General features: G+C 64.6%; 17 protein-coding genes. 11 read left to right on the forward strand and 6 right to left on the reverse strand.

Going from position 1 to position 19,331, the window contains the following annotated elements; genetic code table 11:
- Nucleotides 1–37: 37 nt before the first annotated feature.
- The 6 genes from V9L17_RS05415 (at nt 38) to V9L17_RS05440 (ending at nt 7,207) form a co-directional block, all read left to right on the forward strand.
- Nucleotides 38–577 (forward strand): hypothetical protein, encoded by a 540-nt coding sequence (locus tag V9L17_RS05415; protein ID WP_337350738.1) that lies wholly within the window; start codon nt 38–40, stop codon nt 575–577.
- A 227-nt stretch (nt 578–804) separates the two neighbouring features.
- Complete coding sequence (locus V9L17_RS05420; RefSeq protein ID WP_337350778.1) at nt 805–2,436, forward strand: pyridoxal phosphate-dependent decarboxylase family protein; 1,632 nt, start codon at nt 805–807, stop codon at nt 2,434–2,436.
- On the forward strand, nt 2,433–3,815 hold the full coding sequence (locus V9L17_RS05425) for a lysine N(6)-hydroxylase/L-ornithine N(5)-oxygenase family protein (RefSeq protein WP_337350739.1): 1,383 nt from the start codon (nt 2,433–2,435) through the stop codon (nt 3,813–3,815). Before V9L17_RS05420 ends, V9L17_RS05425 begins: the two co-directional genes overlap by 4 nt.
- Nucleotides 3,812–4,390, forward strand: a complete 579-nt coding sequence (locus V9L17_RS05430) for a GNAT family N-acetyltransferase (protein WP_337350740.1) — start codon at nt 3,812–3,814, stop codon at nt 4,388–4,390. The genes V9L17_RS05425 and V9L17_RS05430 overlap by 4 nt, the downstream gene beginning before the upstream one ends.
- Nucleotides 4,391–4,479: 89 nt before the next feature.
- Nucleotides 4,480–6,324, forward strand: coding sequence for an IucA/IucC family protein (locus V9L17_RS05435; protein ID WP_337350779.1), 1,845 nt, complete (start codon nt 4,480–4,482; stop codon nt 6,322–6,324).
- A gap of 115 nt (nt 6,325–6,439) precedes the next feature.
- Entirely contained in the window at nt 6,440–7,207 is a 768-nt protein-coding gene (locus tag V9L17_RS05440; protein WP_337350741.1) for an SDR family NAD(P)-dependent oxidoreductase, read from the forward strand.
- Here the strand turns inward: V9L17_RS05440 and V9L17_RS05445 are convergent.
- Both V9L17_RS05445 and V9L17_RS05450 read right to left on the reverse strand, forming a co-directional pair.
- Nucleotides 7,175–8,263, reverse strand: coding sequence for an FUSC family protein (locus V9L17_RS05445; protein WP_337350742.1), 1,089 nt, complete (start codon nt 8,261–8,263; stop codon nt 7,175–7,177). The genes V9L17_RS05440 and V9L17_RS05445 overlap by 33 nt on opposite strands.
- Before the next feature lie 190 nt (nt 8,264–8,453).
- Nucleotides 8,454–10,049 (reverse strand): MFS transporter, encoded by a 1,596-nt coding sequence (locus V9L17_RS05450; RefSeq protein WP_337345566.1) that lies wholly within the window; start codon nt 10,047–10,049, stop codon nt 8,454–8,456.
- A gap of 486 nt (nt 10,050–10,535) precedes the next feature.
- Here V9L17_RS05450 and V9L17_RS05455 point away from each other — a divergent pair, with 486 nt between their 5' ends.
- Complete coding sequence (locus tag V9L17_RS05455) at nt 10,536–10,769, forward strand: hypothetical protein (protein WP_337345567.1); 234 nt, start codon at nt 10,536–10,538, stop codon at nt 10,767–10,769.
- A 68-nt stretch (nt 10,770–10,837) separates the two neighbouring features.
- The gene (locus V9L17_RS05460; RefSeq protein ID WP_337350743.1) at nt 10,838–11,098 is read left to right on the forward strand and encodes a hypothetical protein; all 261 of its coding nucleotides are present in this window, start codon (nt 10,838–10,840) and stop codon (nt 11,096–11,098) included.
- 117 nt (nt 11,099–11,215) lie between these two features.
- On the opposite strand, the gene V9L17_RS05465 is transcribed toward V9L17_RS05460, so the two are convergent.
- Complete coding sequence (locus V9L17_RS05465) at nt 11,216–13,690, reverse strand: ATP-dependent DNA ligase (RefSeq protein WP_337350744.1); 2,475 nt, start codon at nt 13,688–13,690, stop codon at nt 11,216–11,218.
- Between the two features lie 40 nt (nt 13,691–13,730).
- On the opposite strand from V9L17_RS05465, the gene ku reads away from it, so the two are divergent.
- The gene (ku, locus tag V9L17_RS05470; RefSeq protein ID WP_337350745.1) at nt 13,731–14,819 is read left to right on the forward strand and encodes a non-homologous end joining protein Ku; all 1,089 of its coding nucleotides are present in this window, start codon (nt 13,731–13,733) and stop codon (nt 14,817–14,819) included.
- Nucleotides 14,820–14,900: 81 nt separating this feature from the next.
- Here the strand turns inward: ku and V9L17_RS05475 are convergent, their stop codons facing one another.
- Nucleotides 14,901–15,167, reverse strand: a complete 267-nt coding sequence (locus V9L17_RS05475) for a DUF7218 family protein (protein ID WP_337345571.1) — start codon at nt 15,165–15,167, stop codon at nt 14,901–14,903.
- Between the two features lie 285 nt (nt 15,168–15,452).
- Here V9L17_RS05475 and V9L17_RS05480 point away from each other — a divergent pair, with 285 nt between their 5' ends.
- Both V9L17_RS05480 and V9L17_RS05485 read left to right on the forward strand, forming a co-directional pair.
- Entirely contained in the window at nt 15,453–16,298 is an 846-nt protein-coding gene (locus V9L17_RS05480; RefSeq protein ID WP_337350746.1) for a class I SAM-dependent methyltransferase, read from the forward strand.
- The gene (locus V9L17_RS05485; RefSeq protein ID WP_337350747.1) at nt 16,298–16,729 is read left to right on the forward strand and encodes an SRPBCC family protein; all 432 of its coding nucleotides are present in this window, start codon (nt 16,298–16,300) and stop codon (nt 16,727–16,729) included. Before V9L17_RS05480 ends, V9L17_RS05485 begins: the two co-directional genes overlap by 1 nt.
- 192 nt (nt 16,730–16,921) lie before the next feature.
- Here the strand turns inward: V9L17_RS05485 and V9L17_RS05490 are convergent, their stop codons facing one another.
- Together V9L17_RS05490 and V9L17_RS05495 are read right to left on the reverse strand one after the other, a co-directional pair.
- A complete protein-coding gene (locus V9L17_RS05490) occupies nt 16,922–17,197 on the reverse strand; it encodes an HPr family phosphocarrier protein (RefSeq protein ID WP_131133329.1) in 276 nt (91 codons plus the stop codon).
- Nucleotides 17,198–17,265: 68 nt separating this feature from the next.
- Complete coding sequence (locus V9L17_RS05495) at nt 17,266–19,329, reverse strand: PTS fructose transporter subunit IIABC (RefSeq protein WP_337350748.1); 2,064 nt, start codon at nt 19,327–19,329, stop codon at nt 17,266–17,268.
- Nucleotides 19,330–19,331: the final 2 nt, after the last annotated feature.

Consider the following 19,331-nt stretch of genomic DNA (forward strand, 5'->3'; position numbering starts at 1 on the left):
CATGCAGCCGGCCCCCGGCACCTATGCGGAGACCGCCATGAGCCACAAACTGTCCCATCACAAGCTTCGAATTGTTGTCCACGTTGATGTGGACCCGGGAAACATCAGCGTAGATGTTGGCGGCTGCCTGACACAGAGTAATTTTCCGGCACTGCTTCACCTGCTCCTCCGGGCGCAGCGCCTGGCTTCCGCCCCCGAGATAGCCCTGGACCTGCGGCATGCCATCCACCTGGATGCCGGTGTCCTGGCGCACCTTCGCCACATCGCCAGTCCGGGCTCGCATAAGTCAGGGCAGCATGCGGCCATTCATCACGCGATGGGGCTCGCCGCGGCTGCGGCGCTCGAGGAGGCCGATGACTTCCGCCTGACACTCCTGGAGCCGGTCTACCTGCCGGTGTGCCCCATCCACTCCGCAGCCGACAGCGCTGCGGCCCGGCGTGACGCCGCCAAGGCGGCCATGGTGGAGCATCCCAACCAGCCCACGGACCCCGCCCATCCGGTGCGCCCCTCCCGCGCCGCCTCGGCCAAGCGTTCCACGCGCGAACGTGCAGGCAAGGCCCTTCACGTCCACCTCTGAGCAAGGTGCCCGCCAGTTCGAGCGGGGAGTATTTTGCCCCTGTTGGCCAAGGTCCGCCAGTCAATGACGCACTCCGGATCCTGAAAGTCCCTGGATTGGTGCGGTTTCGATAAATAGGTCACAAAAGTTTGACGAAAAGGCATGCCTAAGTAAGGCTTACCTTGCTAAAGACCCCCAACGTCGACTTAAGGATGACCACCGTGCCGCTGCTGCCCCGTGTTGATGAGATGTACGTGGACGAGAACCAGGTGAGCCACGCCCTGCCCGGACAGGATTTCGGCTCCCGCGTGGAGCTTGCCCTCGCTGCCACCAACCATCTGTTCAACAAGCGGAACTCCACGCGCTACGTGGCGCAGGTACTGCAGGGTGTCAATGCCGTTGCCACCAAACTGGACCGCACCACACGGCCGTTCACCGGCGTCGGACCTGCCGAAATGGAAGCGCGCATCGGCGCCGTCGACCTGGACCGGCCGCTCCCGGACACTGCCGCCGCCCTGGAGGAGCTGGAGTCCGTTTACCTCCGGGACGCCATCTACTTCCACGATGCCAAGTACGCTGCCCACCTGAACTGTCCCGTGGTGATCCCGGCGCTAGTAGGCGAAGCCATCCTTTCCGCGGTGAACTCCTCGATGGACACCTGGGACCAGAGCGCTGGCGCCACGATGATCGAGCGCAGGCTCATCGACTGGACGGCCGAGCGGCTGCAGCTGGGGGCTGCTGCCGACGGCGTGTTTACCTCCGGCGGCAGCCAGTCCAACCTGCAGGCCCTGCTGATCGCCCGCAACCACGCCGTTGCCGGCCTGCGCCAGGAGCCGGCCAACACCGGGCTCCGGCTGCCCGCGCTACTGGAGAAGCTGCGTATTTTCACGTCTGCCGACAGCCATTTCAGCATCCAGAAGTCAGCGTCGATGCTGGGCCTGGGGTTCGACGCCGTCACTTCCGTCGCATGCGCCGCGGACCACAAGATGGACCCCGCCGCCCTCGCCGAGGCCATGGCGGAAGCGCACGACGCCGGGCTGGTGCCGATGGCGGTAGTGGCCACCGCCGGGACCACTGATTTCGGTGCCGTGGATCCGCTCGCAGAACTCGCCGCGCTGGCCCGCGCCTACGGGGCCTGGTTCCACGTTGATGCTGCCTATGGCGGCGGGCTGATGGTCTCGAACCGCTACCGCCACCTGCTGGACGGGACGCGCCTGGCCGATTCCGTCACCGTGGACTTCCACAAGACGTTCTTCCAGCCGGTCAGCTCCAGCGCCCTGCTCGTCCGGGACCGCACCATGCTGCAGCACGTCACCTACTACGCGGACTACCTGAACCCGGAAAGCGCGGCCCTGGCCGAGATCCCCAACCAGGTGGACAAGAGCATCCAGACCACGCGCCGGTTTGACGCGCTCAAGCTCTGGCTGACCCTGCGCATCATGGGCGCGGACGCGATCGGCGCCCTGTTTGACGAAGCGATCGACCTCGCCGCCCGGGTCGGCTCCGTCTTGGCGGCCGACGACGACTTTGAGCTCGCCGCCAACCCGCAGCTCAGCACGCTGGTCTTCCGGTACCGGCCGCTGGTGGCGGGCGCTCCCGCGGGCGCTCCCGCTGGTGCTGGTGCTGTCGGAGGGGAGCGGCTCTCCGAGGATGCTGCTGATGCCCTCAATCCGGCCATTCGCGCGGCAGTCTTCGCCTCAGGGCAGGCCGTAGTGGCCGGCACCAAGGTGGGCGGCAGGCACTACCTGAAGTTCACGCTCCTCAACGCGGAGGCCACCCTGGGGGATATCTGCGAGATCGTCGAACTGCTTCGCCGCACGGGCGCGCAGCTGTTGGCCAACGCTGCCACCAACACCAGCACTGCGGGAGCTTCCGCATGAGCGCCCTTGACAACCCGCGTACTGACCCGCGCATCTACGACTTCGCCGGCATCGGCGTCGGACCTTTCAACCTTGGCCTCGCCGCCCTCAGCGAACCGGTGGACGGGCTGGACGGCGTCTTCCTGGAACAGCGCGAGTCCTTCGACTGGCACCCGGGGATGATGCTGGAGCCGGCCCACCTGCAGGTGCCGTTCATGGCGGACCTGGTAACGCTGGCCGATCCCACTTCGCCGTATACTTTCCTGAACTTCCTCAAACAGACCGGGCGGCTTTACCGGTTCTACATTCGCGAGAACTTCTATCCTCTGCGCGCCGAGTACAACCAGTACTGCCAGTGGGTGGCCGGCCAGCTGCGGTCCGTGCGTTTTAGCACGACTGTGCTGGATATAACGTACGACGGCGGCGTGTACAGGCTTTCGGTGCAAGGTCCGGATGGGCCTGAGGTGCTGCTGGCGCGGCGGCTGGTGCTCGGCACGGGCACCTCGCCGTACGTACCGGCGTCCTGTGACGGAATAGTTTCAGCCGCGGCCAGGGAAGGCGGGGGACTTGTCCTCCACAACGCCGACTACCTGTTGAGGAAGAGTGAACTGCAGGCCAGGCGCAGCATCACCATCGTGGGCAGTGGCCAGAGCGCCGCGGAAATCTACTACGAGCTCCTGCAGGAGATCGATGTCCACGGCTACCAGCTGAACTGGGTCACCCGGTCCGGGCGGTTTTTCCCGCTGGAGTACACCAAGCTCACGCTGGAAATGACTTCGCCGGAGTATGTGGATTATTTCCACGGATTGTCGCAGGGCCAGCGCGACGGCCTCATCAAGAGCCAGAAGAACCTGTACAAGGGCATCAACTCCGAGCTGATCGACGCCATCTACGACCTCCTCTACACCAAGAGCCTTTCCGGGATGGTGGACACACAGCTACTGACTCATTCATCGCTGACGGGTGCGGCTTGGGATCCGGCCGCCGGCGCCCACACGTTGCACCTCAGGCACGAGGAACAGGGCGCCGAGTACGTGTTGGACAGCGAGGCCGTGGTCCTGGCCACCGGCTACACCTACAGGGAGCCGGGCTTCCTTTCCGGCATCCAGGACCGGATCGCCCGTGACTCCGCCGGCCGGTTCGCCGTGGCACGCAACTACAGCACCGGCGTCGAACCCAGCGAAATCTTTGTCCAAAATGCCGAGCTGCACACGCACGGCTTTGTTACCCCGGACCTGGGCATGGCCGCCTACCGAAACTCGTGCATCCTGCGCGAAATGACGGGCCGCGAGGTCTACCCGGTGGAGCGCAGCATCGCTTTCCAGCAGTTCGGCGCCCCGGCTAGCCTGCCCGAACCGGCCGACGTGCCCGCAACAGGCAGAGCAGGGGTGTCCGCATGAGATTCACGTTCCGCTGCGTTGACGCCGTCGCCGATGCACCCCTCCTGCACAGCTGGGTTACCCAGCCCTACGCATCGTTCTGGGGGATGCTGTCCTCCACAGTCGAGGGCGTTGTGGAGGAGTACTCGAAGATTCAGTCCAGCGGGCACCACCACGCCTTGCTGGGGCTCGACGGCGGTGTTCCCGCGTTCCTGATGGAGGAGTACCGTCCGTCGTCCTCGCCCCTGGCCGCCGCCTATGCCGTCCAGGAGGGCGACATCGGCATGCACCTACTGGTGGCGCCGCCGTCGGGAGGTCCCACACCGGGGTATACCGCCTCCGTGATGGACGCCGTCCTGGACCGACTGTTCCAGAAGCCCGGCGTGGAGCGCGTGGTGGTGGAGCCCGATGCCCGGAACACCAAAATCCACGTCCTCAATGAGCGGCTGGGCTTCCAACCGGCTGGCGTAGTGACGCTGCCGGACAAGGAAGCGCTCCTGAGCTTCTGCACCCGCCAGGACTACTCCGCTGCCCGCGCAGCGCTCCACAACCCCCAAGACCTTTCCGCCCCGATCCCCCAGGGAGCCACACTGTGACCACCATCGAGCTGGACAACGCCGCTGCCAGCGGCCCAACCGCTGATATCGGCCTCGCCGCACGAGAGGACGCCTTTGGGCCCGAGGCAGTGAACACCGCCAACACCGTGCCGCACCTCGCTCCGCAGCGCTGGGCTGTGGCCAACCGACACCTTGTCCGCAAGGCACTCGCCGAATTCCTGCACGAACGCATCCTGGAGCCGCAGCGGCTGGGCGCCGCCTCCGGCGCCGGCGCCCGCCCTGCAGACCCGGCTGAGCCCGCGGCCTACGTGGTCCGCAGCGACGACGGTTCAACCTCCTACTCTTTCACCGCACGCGTGCTGGAGCTGGAGCACTGGTCGGTGGACGCCGCCTCTATTCGCTGCACCCGCAGTGGCGCGGACGCTGCCCCGGATGCGCTGCGCTTCATCACCGAGTTCAAGGACACCCTGGGGATCCGCGAGGAGATGCTCCCGGTCTACCTGGAGGAGATCAGCAGCACCCTCGCCGGCCACTCCTACAAGCAGTGGCTGGGACAGCCCTCGGCGCGGGAGCTGGTTGCCGGAGTCACTGGCGGAACCGATCCAGCAGCCGATTTCCAGGCTATCGAGCGCAGCATGACCGAGGGCCATCCGTGCTTCGTGGCCAACAATGGCCGGCTGGGCTTTGGCATCAGCGACTACCGGGCCTTTGCCCCTGAGACAGGGGCGCCCGTCCGGCTGGAATGGATCGGGGTCCACCGCAGCCAGGCGGTCTTCACGTCCAGCGCCGGGCTGGACTACCGCGTGCACCTGGAGGCCGAACTTGGCACAGGTGCCTTGCAGTCCTTCGACGCCGAATTCCGTGCCCAGGGCGTTGACCCCGCCGAGTATCTCCTGATGCCCGTGCATCCGTGGCAGTGGGAGAACAAGCTCACCGTCACGTTCGCTGCCGAGATCGCCCAGCAGCACATCATCCACCTGGGGACGGGAACTGACAGCTACCAGGCCCAGCAGTCCATCCGCACGTTTTTCAACACGAGCGCCCCGGAAAAGAGTTACGTCAAGACCGCGATGTCCGTGCTGAATATGGGCTTCATGCGCGGGCTCTCACCGCAGTACATGAAGGCCACCCCCGCCATCAACGACTGGTTGCAGGACCTGATCCGTTCAGACGAGGCCCTGCAAAAGCGGGGCCTGGCCATGATCAGCGAGATCGCTGCCATTGGTTACCACAACAGCTACTACGAGGCCGCGTCCGCCAAGGGCTCGCCTTACCGGAAGATGTTGTCCGCGCTGTGGAGGGAAAGTCCGCTCCCGCTGCTCGACGACGGCCAGCAGCTCGCCACCATGGCCTCGCTCCTGCACGTCGACTCCGGCGGCCGGCCCATGGTGTCTGCCCTGATCGAACGCTCCGGCCTGGAACCCGTCGAATGGCTGCGCCGTTACTTCGAGGCCTACCTCGTCCCGCTGGTCCACTGCCTCTATCAGTACGAACTCGCCTTTATGCCGCATGGCGAGAATGTGATCCTGGTGCTTGAGGACGGTGTGCCCATCCGGGCAGTTATGAAGGACATCGCCGAGGAAATCGTGGTGATGGGCGACCGGCTGGACCTCCCCGAGGAAGTGTCGCGGATCCGCGCGGATATCCCCGACGGAGAAAAAGTCCTGGCCATCTTCACCGACGTCTTCGACTGCATCTTCCGGTTCCTCAGTGCACTGCTGGTGGAGGACGGGAAGCTCAACGAGGAGGAGTTCTGGGGCACGGCCGCCCGCGTCATTCAGGACTATCAGGCCGAACACCCCGAACTCGCGGACCAATTCGCCCGCCACGACCTGTTCGCCGCCGACTTTGAACTGTCATGCCTGAACCGGCTGCAGCTGCGGAACAACCAGCAGATGCTTGACCTGGCCGACCCGTCCGGCGGGCTCCAGATGGCAGGCCGGCTCGCCAACCCGCTGGCTCGGTTCGCATAGCGTCGGATTCTGCACCATCATTCGAGGGCTTCGGCCGGCCCGCCCAGCATTTCCGGGCGGTGTCCGGGGCCAGGCGGGAATGATGGTGCAAAATCCGTCGGGATAGTCTCAAAGGATGGCGACGAAAACCACCACGGCCCTGATCACCGGAGCCAGCGCAGGCCTGGGCGCCGAATTCGCCCGGCAGTTGGCGGCCCAAGGCCACAACCTCGTGCTGGTGGCCCGGGATAGGGCCCGGCTCCAGGAAACAGCGGCAGACCTGGAACGGCGGTACGGGATCAGGGCTGAGGTGTTGCCCGCGGACCTGACGGACGACGCCGGTGTGGCCGCCGTCGTCGGACGCCTCACCGCCGTGGAAAGCCCGGTGGGCGTCCTGGTTAACAACGCGGGAACCGGCCTGCTGGACAAGTTCGAGGAGAGCCACATCTCGGCGGAGAAGCAGCACCTGAAACTGCATGTGGAGTCCGCCATGGAACTGACCCACGCCGCGCTTCAGGGCATGCTCGAACGCGGTTCCGGCCGGATCATCAACGTATCCAGTATTGCCGCATTCCTCCCGCGCGGAACCTACGCGGCGGCGAAGGCGTGGCTGCTCAGTTTCAGCCGCTCGGCAAACGTGGCCTACGGACCGCGCGGTGTGAAGGTCACGGCGGTGTGCCCGGGCTTCACGCACACCGAGTTCCACGACCGGATGGGGGCGGACAAATCGGTGACGCCGGCCTGGACCTGGCTGACAGCCGAGCGGGTAGTGCGTGAAGGATTGGCGGACAACCTCCGCGGCAAGGCTGTGTCCATCCCGTCGAAACGCTATAAGGCTGTGGCCGTGGCGGCGCGGGTGCTGCCGGACAGGCTACTCACGGGCCCGGCGCGCAAGGCTAAATAGCGGAGCAACTCCGGCTGGTCGGGTCCTCACCGCCACCACCACCAGAATGCCTACAAGCGCGCCCACGAACGTTTCCACTCCGCGCTCCAGGATGAGCAGGGAGGGGTCGATAGGCGCTGCCAGCTGCGTCATCAGGAGGATCACCGGCGTGAAGGAGACCATGGCCAGGCCGTAGTGCCGCGCCATAAAAAGCTCAGTACTGAACTGGAATACGATCACCAGGATGGCCAGGACAGCCACTTGGTGGGCAACGAAAAGCGGTGCGAAGGACCAAGGCGCCGGAACAAGGACGACGGCGGTGACGGCCAGCCCGAGGAATGTCCCCACAATGCGGTGGATGCCGCGCCGGACCCGGCTCGGGAGGTCGGCACCGGCCAATGGGACGGCAGCAGCCGCCATGGCCCAATGCGGGTGCCCGCTGCCACTCATCACCCCGAGGGTTCCGGCCAGCCCGACTGCCAGCGTGTACCTGGCCGCATGAACGGCAGCCGCACGGCCGGCAGCACCGCGGAGGGAGAGGACGTCCCGTGCGGCGCCCGCCTGCCAGGCCCGGCCGCGGACCCACCCGGCGAAGCCCACCATCATGGAGAAAGCTGCTGCTCCTGCCGCAATCAGCAGGGGGGCATACCAGGGGACCGCCAGGGGGACCGACGCGCAGGCGCCCAGGGCCAGGATGCCAAAGAATGGGCCGTTGGGTTTGAGCTTCACGCGGTCCGAATACACTGATCCGACTCCCGCGAGCACCGCCTCGACAGCCACCAACCACCAGGACTGGAGCTGGTTGACGGACAGGAAAACGCCTACGGCTACGCCGCTGAGGAGTACCAGGGCCGCCTGAGACTGGTGCCGAAGGCGCAGTTGGTGCGATTCGGACCGTCCATACATTCCCGTCAAGGCGCCGAAAACCGCGTAGATGATCAGGTCCGCACGGCCCAGGGCCAGGAGGAAGAGGGATGGGACGGCGACGCTCAGGGCAACGCGGAGCGCGGCCAGGTGGTCGTTGTTCGCGGGTTCCAGCCGGTGGAGGGCGCGAACCTGCCGGACTACGGACTTCACGGCACCCTCCTCTGTTGTTTGCCTTGGACCGGCGGCATCTCAGAATTATCTCCCGGGGCACGGCTAAGGCCCGCCCCGCGTGCTTCCCCCAAGGAAAGCGCGCGGGACGGGCCTTTGAGCGGGCTGCAAAGACGGCGGCTACAAGACGGCCAGGAAAGGCCGGTTAGTGTTGCTGTGCTGAGACTGTTGCCTAGACTCCGGCCGTAACCTTGTCCGCCGAGGCATCGGTAATGTCCTGGGTTTCGAATGGCATGTCGTCCAGGTCGATCAGCGGGTTATCGTCCTGGGTGGCCACCAGTTCCCTGGCCTCAGCCTGGGTGTCCACGCTGGGCATGGAGCCGGGCAGCGGACGCTGGGCTGATTCCTTCAGGAAGTAAATCGCGACGGCGCCAATCAGGGAGGTGCCCATCAGGTAGTAGGCGGGCATCATGTCGTCACCGGTCGCGGTGATCAGAGCTGCCACGATGAACGGGGTGGTGCCCCCGAAGATGGCCACGGCGAAGTTGTAGGCAATGCCCATCGCGCCGTACCTGTTGGCTGTCGGGAACTGCGCCGGCAGCGCCGAGGCAAGGTTCGCAACATAGAACGTCACCGGGAAGGCGATCAGGGAAAGGCCGGCCAGTGTCGACCAGACCTCGCCGATGCCGATCAGCAGGAACGCCGGGGTTGCCAGCACCACGGTGCTGATGGCACCGATCCACAGCACAGGGCGGCGGCCGATCCGGTCAGACAGCTTTCCTGTCAGGGGAATGCAGAGGCTCATGATGACCAGCACGGGGATGGTCAGCAGCGTTCCGTGGACGGGGTCGTAGCCCTTGGATTCAGTGAGGTACGTCGGCATGTAGGACGTCAGGGCGTAGCCGGCGGTGTTGGCGGCGGCCACAAGGATCATGGCCACGATAAGCGAACGCCAGTAGGCCTTCACGATCCCAACAGGACCCTTAGCGGCGTCGACGTCAGCTGCGGCCGCGTGCTGGCCGAGGGATTCCTGGGCGTCCAGGGTTGCCTGGAACTGGGGGGATTCCTCGATCTTGTTCCGGAAGTAGATAGCGATCAGGCCCAGCGGACCAGCGATCAGGAACGGAATGCGCCAGCCCCATTCCTCCATGGCGGTCTGGCCAAGGGTCAGCTGCAGGACAGACACCAGCGCGGCACCCAGGGCGAAGCCAAGGTAGCTGCCCATGTCCAGGAAGCTTGCAAAGAACCCGCGGCGCTTATCCGGGGCGTATTCGCTCACAAACGTGGTGGCACCGGCGTATTCACCGCCGGTGGAGAAGCCCTGCACGAGCTTGAGGATCACCAGCAGCGCAGCGGCCCAGATGCCGATCTGCGCATAGCCGGGAAGCAGTCCGACGGCGAAGGTGCTCGCCGCCATGAGCATCAGTGTTGCGGCGAGTACTTTTTGCCGCCCCACCTTGTCGCCGAGCCAGCCGAAGACCACACCGCCGAGTGGACGGGCGATGAAGGTGGCGGCGAACGTTCCCAGCAGGAACAGCGTCTGGACGGACTTGTCGGCCTCGGGGAGGAAGACTGGCCCCATGGTGGTGATCAGGTAGCCAAATACGCCGACGTCGAACCATTCCATGGTGTTACCCACGATGGTTCCGCCGAGCGCCTTTTTCAGCATCGGCTGGTCTACGACGTTCACATCGGACTCTTTGAGCCGTCGACGTGTCAGAATCCTTGGTTTCCGCCCACTTGGTGGTGCGGGTGGCATTACATTGTTGGTTCCGCTGGCGCTGGTAGCGCCTGCTGAAGAGTCGGTCACGCTTCGGTCTATGGGCATTTGGGCGACTCCTATGGAGGTCATTTGCTTGCGACTTGTAGCTGCCCCGCTCTGGGCAGGCCTTCAATTTTACGCGAATTCTGTGGCAATTCAGAGTTCGATGCCGTAGGATCACCTGTTTCAGGGCATTTTCGGGGTTTGTCATCTGATTTCTTTTCCCCGCTCTCGCCGCGCCATCACTGGGAATCCGGCGGGTGCGTGCCATCGTTATGCAATCTTTTTCTTCAGCGCGGGTTTTCGGCTGCTTTTGATGGCCGATCCGCGACTAAAAGTGACGCCCGCCACGGCAATTCCGGAAGGTCCGGGCAAGTTTGGAATCCAGGGAGACCCGGCAATCCGGGGGTTCACAAGCCGGGCGCATGCTGCCTATTGTTGTGGCATGGGAATACTGATTTTTGAGTAGGCGGACGCCTGCGGCCCGGATCTCTGGCCCCGTCCACGCTGAACTCGCCAGACAAGCAAATCCTCCTCAGAAAGGTTCCACCCATGACTGAACAAAACACTCCCGGCAACGACGCGTCTTCCGCGGCCCACGCCGACGAAACGGCAGAGCACGCCGACGCCAAAGGCATCCGTGCAGGTCTCACCGAAGCGCAACGGGCCATGCTGGCCAGTAAGTCCCGCGGCGGCGACGCCGGACTGCAAAGCGTCGGCAAGAGCCACAAACCGACCCATGCAAGTGGTAAGCAAGGGCCGGCCCAGAAGAAAGTCCGCTGGTAGCCCCGGCCCGGCAAGGCGCGTCAGACCCACTGTCGGTAACACTTCATTTCACTGCGGAAAGGAAGAAAATGGCTGAAAAACATGCTGGCACCAAGATCGAACCGGAGGTCGCGGACCATATCGGCGCGGCCATGGACACCCCAGCCATGCCAGGTCCGGCCACCATCGCCGTGACCACTGCCATGGCTGGGGAGAAGCGCTGGCCTGACGGAAACGGCAAGCGCCGACATCCTAAGGAACACGGTTCAGCACCAGGGCGGATGGGCCACGAGGCTGCCGTCACGGCGGTGCACCGGACCAGCCGCCCTCAGATGCCGCACTCATCCTAGGGATGCACATCTGACCTGACGACACGGAAAAGACCTGGGGACCCCCGAATTCGGGGGTCCCCAGGTCTTTTCCGTGTCCCAGGGTAAATTGACCCCTCGCCAGCAGCGGCGCCGTCGCTAAACTTCCGTCACCACCTCGTCCACGTTTTTGTCCAGCCGCCAGCCGCGCCACACCGGGTGCCTGAGCTTCCCTGAGCCCGTCCAGTCACCAAACGTCACTTCACCGACCAGCCGTGGACTCACCCAGCGGGCGTCCGAGGCGTCCTCGCGGGGCACGTCGTTGAACGGTGACGTCTTCCGGGCAAGATCGTCCATTTTCCGGCGGAGTTCCTCAAGTTCACGCAGGCTGAACCCGCTGCCAACCCGGCCCACGTATCGCAGTTTGTTGCCTTCAGGGATGCCGACGAGGAGTGACCCCACCGAACTCCGGCGCCCGCCCTTGCCCGGCCGCCAGCCGCCCACCACCACTTCCTGGGTCTGCTCCAGCTTGATCTTGATCCAGGTCCTGGTCCGCTGGCCGCTGACATAACGGCTGTCCGTCCGCTTAGCCATGACGCCCTCGAGCCCCAACTCCTGTGCGCTTTCGAGGATGTGCTCGATCCGGTCGTCCAGGACTGGGGACAGCTCCACGGGGCAGGCCGATGGCTCGTGAAACTCCTCCAGCCACTGCCGCCTTTTGTCGAACGGAAGGCGGCGGAGGTCCTTCCCGCCGTCGAACAGGAGGTCAAAAAGCATCAAGCGGACCGGGATTGCGATACGCGCCCTGGCGACGTCGGCGGGCCGGGTCAGTTTCATGCGCCCCTGGAGCACGCCAAAGTCGGGTTTGCCGGAAGGCCCGACGGCGATGATCTCACCATCGGCGACGAATGGCCGGTCCGGCCAACAGGTCCTGTCGGTGAGCTCGGGATAGGTTGCGGAGACGTCGTTGCCATTGCGGCTGAAAATGCGGATCTTCTTTTCGTCCGCGACGATCACGGCGCGGACACCGTCCCATTTGAGCTCAAACTGCCAGTCGCTGCCTTGAAGATCTGCGGGGGCACCGGCAGTGGCCATCATGGGAGTGAAATCTTCAGCGCGGATCGCTGGTGCATGCTCCCCGTCTTCCTTCGCCGCGGACTCTTCGGGCTCCTCCTCTTCCGCCGGTGCCTTCCGCGGATGGAAAGTGTGGTGGTCCTTGTCCATCAGATGGATCAGCCACTGCCCCTCGGAATCTTTGCCCTGCCCACGGCCGGTATGGATTAACGCGAACTTCTTGGTTCCACCCAGGCCCCCGCCTTCGGAACCGGTCAGGGTGGCGATGACCTCCCGGCCGTTGATCCATTTCTCGAGTTCGTAGGTTCCGTGGTCCCAGATGGTGACTTCCCCGGCGCCGTACTGTCCCTTCGGAATGGTGCCCTCAAACGTGGCGTAGTCCAGGGGATGGTCCTCGGTCTGGACCGCCAGGTGGTTTTTGCCGCCGGTCTCCGGAACGCCCTTGGGCAGGGCCCAGGACACCAGCACACCGTCGTACTCCAGTCGGAAGTCGAAGTGCAGCCTACTGGCGTGGTGCTCTTGGATCACAAAGGTGTTTCCGGTTCCCTCAGCGCCTGTGAAAGGTTCCGGCGTCGCGCTTGGATCGCGCATCGAACGGTACCGTTCCAAGCGGGGATGAGCACCGCCGTCGTGCTGGTCTTCTACCGCGCTTCCCGGGTGCCCGGCCCCGGTTCCGGTGCCGAGCGCGGCGAAGGGGTCCTTGCCCGCCTTCACCCGCCGCATCACGGCTTTGTAATCCAGGTGCTGGAGGTTGGGGGAGCTGAGCTCCCGCCAGGTCCGCGGAGCAGCCACCGTGGGAGTGTGCCTGCCGCGGAGGGAGTACGGGACGATGGTGGTCTTGGCCGCGCTGTTCTGGCTCCAGTCCACCAGGACCTTGCCCTTGCGGAGGGTTTTCTTCATGTCGCTGACGGCGAGATCGGAATGGTCGGCCTCAAGGGCCCTGGCCAGTTCGTGGGCAAAGTCCGAAATCTGGTCCGAGGTCTGGGTTCCGTCCAGGCCGGCGTAGAGGTGGATGCCCTTGCTGCCACTCGTCACAGGGATGGGGTCCAGTCCGACGTCCTGCAGGATGGCCCGCGCCAGGAAGGCCACCTCAACGCATTCCTCCAGGCCGGCACCTTCGCCGGGATCCAGGTCCAACACCAGGCGGTCCGGATTCAGCTGCTTGCCGTGGGAATCGACCTTCCACTGCGGCACGTGGATTTCCAACGAGTTGATCTGGCCGAACCACGTGAGGGTGGCGGGATCGTTGACCATGGGGTAGTAGATGGTCCGGTCCTTGTGCGTGATGGCGGCCCGGGGGAGCCAGCCTGGCGCCGAGTCCTCCAGGTTTTTCTGGAAGAACACTTCGCCGGGTTCCGCCGCGGTGCCCACGCCATTGACCCACCGCTTGCGGGTTGCCGGGCGGCTGGCTGCGGCCGGGATCAGGACGTGTGCCACGGCTGCGTAGTAGGCCAGGACATCGGCCTTGGTGGTGCCGGTCTCCGGATAGATGATTTTGTCCAGGTTGGTCAGGGTCAGTTCCCGCCCCGCCACCCTGACACGTTCCTTAGCACCGGCCAAGGGTCTTCACCTCCGGCCCCGTGTGCGGTTCACTTGAGGCATGAGAGCCATCTGGAAAGGTGCCATCGCGTTTGGCCTGGTCAACGTGCCCGTGAAGGTCTACAGCGCCACCGAGGACCACGACATCAGCCTCCACCAGGTCCACAACGCCGACGGCGGCAGGATCCGGTACCAGCGGCGTTGCGAGGTGTGCAGCAAGATCATTGATTATTCGGACATTGAGAAGGCGTTTGAGGAGGGTGGCCGGACCGTTGTCCTGTCCAAGGACGAGCTCAAGTCCATTCCGGCGGAGAACAGCCACGAGATCGAGGTGGTCCAGTTTGTCCCGTCGGAGCAGCTGGAACCCATGATGTTCGAGAAGAGCTACTACTTGGAGCCGGACTCGAAATCGCCCAAGGCGTACGTCCTGTTGCGCCGGGCCCTTGAGGACACGGACCGGGTGGCCATTGTCCAGTTCGCCCTGCGCGAGAAAACCCGGCTGGGAGCTTTGCGCATCAAGGACGACGTACTGGTGCTGCAGTCGCTCCTGTGGCCCGATGAGGTCCGCGAAGCAAACTTCCCGGCCCTGGATGAATCCGTCCGCATCTCCGCCCAGGAACGCGAAATGTCCGCGGCGCTGGTGGAGTCCATGGCCGCCGATTTCGATCCGGACCATTTCACCGACGACTACCAGATCCAGCTCCGGACGCTGATCGAAGCCAAGTTGGAAAAGGGCGACTCCCTGGACACCGACGAGACCTTCGGAGTGGAGGCCGGCGAAGGCGGCAAGGGCGAGGTCATCGACCTGATGGAAGCCCTCAAGCGCAGCCTGGACCGGAAGCGAGGGGGCTCTGCGGCGCCCGCTGCCAGCGCCGGCGAGGACGAAGAGGCCGAGGAGGAGGCGGACACCGGAACCAAGGGTGCTGCCGCCAAGTCCACCGCCGCTAAATCGAGGGCAACAAATTCCGGTGCATCCAGTACTGCGAAATCCGGCACGACCAAGTCCACTGCCGCCAAGGCCGCCGGAACCACGTCCACTGCAGCGAAATCGACCACGGCTAAAACCAGCGCCACCAAGTCCACCACTAAGACTGCCAGCGCCAAGCCTGCGGCAAAGGCCACAACGACGCGGGCGCGTAAGGGTGCCTGATCCTGTAACGCCTAGGCGCGGCCGCGCAAGGGGCCCTGACGCTCCGGGCAGTCGAACGGCTGGTGCGGAGATGGCGGCCGCCTAGGAGTTCCGGAGCGCGGAGATAAGCTCGCTCTTCTTCTTGGCGGAGTAGCCCTTGAGGCCTATTTCTTTGGCCTTCGCTTTGAGCTGCGGAACGGTCCAGTCCTCGTAGTCGCCTGACTTTCCGCCTTTGCGGCCCACGGAAGAGCGGCCTTTCTTGGCTGCCGCGTTCGAAATGCGGGCTGCCTTCTGCTTGGACGCACCGTCCTCCCGCAGTTCCTCATACAGCTCGGGGTCCTTCAGGCTCGGGTTTTTCTTCCCTGGCATGTCATCCTCCTTCAAGCAGTGTGGGTAAGGCGTGCCCAGCAGTTGGTGGTCCCTCATCCTGGGATCGGACGTCGCAACCACTGTCTTCGCTGGTCAGGCTTCCACGCTATGTCCGGGCCCGCGCAAAAACAAGGAAACACTAAGGTTGCTTGCTTTATGGATCCGCACGCAGCTACCGGCGCTTTACACCCCGGCCGGCTGCGGCCACAATGGGTCGCATCACAGCCTCCACTGTTTGCACAGCGTGCTGTCACTCAGAACCTGTCACAGGAGAGGGACACCGACATGAATGACACAACGGACGTCAAAGAGGCCGACCGTGCATTGAAGCAGAAGCACCGGGCCATATGGGCTTCGGGGGACTATCCCGCACTAGCCAGCGAACTGATCCTGGACCTCGGCGCCATCCTGGTTGAAGCGTGTGGAGTCAAAGCCAGGCAGCGGGTCCTGGATGTTGCTGCCGGGGCAGGCAACGCTGCCATTCCCGCGGCCATGATGGGCGCCCATGTGGTTGCCGGTGACCTGACACCGGAAATGTTCGACGCCGGCCGCCACCAGGCAGCCGACCGCGGCGCAGAGCTTGAATGGGTGGAAGCCGACGCGGAGGCCCTGCCGTTCGGGGACAACGAGTTTGATGTGGTGATGTCATGCCTGGGCGTGATGTTCGCACCTCACCACCAGGCCGGTGCGGATGAAATCGTGCGCGTATGCAAGCCCGGCGGCACCATCGGCCTGCTGAACTGGACGCCTGAAGGGTTCATCGGGAAGATGTTCGCCACCATGAAGCCGTTCGCACCCCCGCCGCCACCCGGGGCATCACCGCCGCCGCTCTGGGGGACAGAGGACCACGTGCGGGAGCTGTTCGGGGACAGGATCACTGACATCAAGGCGGAGAAGCGCACGGTGGTCATCCACAGCTTCCACCAGCCGGAGGATTTCCTGCGGTATTTCAAGTCCCACTACGGCCCCACCATTTCGGTGTACAAGTTCATCGCCGAGGACGAAGAAAAGGTCAAAGCCCTGGACCAGGCCCTCACGGAACTTGCCGACTCCTTCGGCGATGCCCATGGCGACGCCGCGTGGCAAATGGAATGGGAATACCTGCTGCTCACGGCAAGGAAGTCCAAATAATGCCAGGAAACCACGTGGCAACCTCCACAGTCACCATCGATGCGCCCGCGAGCCGCGTCTGGCACGTCATCACAGATCCGGCCGCCGTGAAGGAATTTATGTTCGGCGCCGACCTGGTCACGGACTGGACCGTCGGTGGGCCCATCCTCTGGCGCGGAGAGTGGGAGGGCAAGCCTTACGAAGATAAGGGCTACATCCTCGAATTCGAACCTGGCCAGAAACTGGTCCACACGCATTTCAGCCCGCTCGGCGGTGAGCAGGACGCGCCTGAAAATTACCACACCCTGACGTGGACGCTGGAGGAGACGGACGGCAGGACGCAGCTCACGCTCTCGCAGGACAACAACGCCACCGAAGAGGCGGCCGAGCACTCCCAGGGCATGTGGGACATGCTCGTGGCCGACGTCAAGAAAATCACCGAACGCGGCTAACCCCGCCCAACTAGGTAGCAGCCGATGTCGTTATGGGCGCTCATAACGACATCAGCTGCTACCTAGTTGGGAAGTGGGACGCTTAAAAGCCAGCGGCCGCCGTCGTGCCCGTTCCCACAAGGGGAGGGGCACGACGGCGGCCGTCGGCACACTGCCAGTCGAACGACTCTGCTAGTCGAACAACGCTGCTACTTACGCGTCGTGATCCGTTTCCAGGATCTTCACGAGGCTCTCCAGGGCGTCGTCCGCGCCGGTGCCCTCGGCGCGGAGCACCACAACATCGCCGTGGGAGGCACCCAGGCTCATCAGGGACAGGATGCTGGCGGCGTCCATGGCTTCGTCGGCCGGCTCGCCTTCACGGGCGATGGTGATGTCGAGGTCGTACTCGCCGGCGGCCTCTGCGAAGATCGCGGCGGGACGGGCGTGCAGGCCTACACGGCTGGCGACGGTTGCGGTGCGTTCTGGCATTTTTGCTCCTTTTGTCTTTCGGCGCCCTGTTGGATTGGCGCCGTTGTTACGTTGTGGTTGAAGCCGGGTCAGACCGTTACGGGAACGGACTCCACGGTAGCAGCGGGTTCGCGGACGGCCCAGCGCTTGAGTGCAATCACTGACAAGGCCGTCACCACGGTTCCTGCCACGATCGCGACGACGAACATCAGGAAGTTGTCGATGGCGAAGAACACGAAGATGCCGCCATGGGGGGCCTTGGATCCAACAGCTGCCGCCATGGAGATGGCGCCCGTGACGGCTCCACCCAGCATGCTGGCGGGGATAACGCGGAGCGGGTCGGCAGCGGCGAACGGGATGGCCCCTTCGGAGATGAAGGAAGCTCCCAGCAGCCAGGCGGCCTTTCCGTTTTCGCGCTCAGCCAGGCTGAAGCGCTTCTTGTCCAGGACCGTCGATGCCAGAGCCATAGCCAGCGGCGGCACCATACCTGCAGCCATGACTGCTGCCATGATCTGCCACGGAGCCTGGTTGTCTACCGTGGCGGCACCCAGGCCGGCGACGGCGAACGCATACGCGACCTTGTTGACCGGGCCGCCGAGGTCGAAGCACATCATGAGGCCCAGGATGACTCCCAGGACGATGGCGCTTGCGCCGGTAAGGCCGGACAGCCACGCGTTCAGTCCATCGGTGAGGGACTTGATGGGCCCACCGAGGAAGAGGAACATCGCGCCTGATGCAACGATCGAGGCCAGCAACGGAATGATGACAACAGGCATCAGGCCGCGGAGCCAGCGGGGCACGGCCCAGCTTCCAATCACGTGGGCGATGTAACCGGCGAGCAGGCCGCCAACGATGCCGCCGAGGAAGCCTGCACCCATGAATCCGGCTACGGCACCGGCAACGAAGCCGGGTGCAATACCTGGCCGGTCGGCGATGGCGTACGCGATGTAGCCGGCCAGCGCAGGGACCAGGAAGCCCATGGACAGGGCGCCGATCTTGAAGAGCACGGCACCGAGGTAGGCGCCGAGCGGGCCCCAAGCGTTATCAGGGAATTCGGTGGGCAGGTTGAAGAGGTTGTTGTCCACCACGATCGCGTCGGCGAAATCGGTGATCAGGTAGCCGCCCATCAGGAAGCCAAGGGCGATCAGCAGGCCGCCACCGGCGACGAACGGGATCATGTAGCTGACGCCCGTCAGCAGGGCTTTCTTCAGCTTCTGGCCGATGTGCTCACCCTTTTCGGTGGCCTCGTTCTCGGCCTGTTCCTCCGCCCCGAAGTGGGGGACGCGGCGCGCATTCGGATTATCGGCTGCAGCGAGTGCTTCCTGGACCATCTTGGCGGGCTCGTCGATGCCGCGCTTGACGGGTGCGTTGATCACGGGCTTGCCGGCGAAGCGCTCCTTGCCACGGACGTCCACGTCCACCGCGAAGATCACGGCGTCGGCGGCGGCGATGACCGCGGGGTCCAGCGGCTTGGCGCCGGAGGAGCCCTGGGTCTCAACCTGCAGGTCCACGCCCATTTCCTGGGCAGCAGCGACCAGCGAGTCGGCGGCCATGTAGGTGTGGGCGATGCCGGTGGGGCACGCGGTCACAGCGACGATGCGCTTGGGGCCTGCGGCTGCAGTGCCAGCAGTGCTGGTTGAGCCTGCCGGAACAGCTGCCGGCGGCGCGTCAGCGGGAACAGCACCTGCGTGGGCTGCCGGCTTGTCCGCCAGTGCGCCGTCCACGAGTTCAACGATTTCCTCACGGGAGGATGCATTGCGCAGGGCTGCCGTGAAGTCCTTCTTGATCAGGGAACGGGCAAGCTTGGACAGCAGCTTGAGGTGTTCCTGGTCTGCGCCCCCGGGGGCGGCGATGAAGAAAATCAGGTCCGCCGGGCCATCTTTGGCGCCGAAGTCCACTTTAGGGTTGAGGCGGGCCATGGCAAGGGTGGGAACGGTGACGGCCTCGGAGCGGCAGTGCGGGATGGCGATGCCGCCCGGGATGCCGGTGGCGGTCTTTTGTTCGCGGGCAAAGGCATCGGCAAAGAGGCCTTCGACTTCGGTGGCGCGGCCAGCGGCAGCTACTTTGCTGGCCAGGTGCCGGATCACGTCCTCGGGCGAGCTGCCCAGGTTCTGGTCGAGCTCGACCAGTTCTGTGGTGATGAGCTGAGTCACTG

This window comes from Pseudarthrobacter sp. CCNWLW207 (assembly GCF_037203945.1).
In the GTDB taxonomy this organism is placed as follows: domain Bacteria; phylum Actinomycetota; class Actinomycetes; order Actinomycetales; family Micrococcaceae; genus Arthrobacter.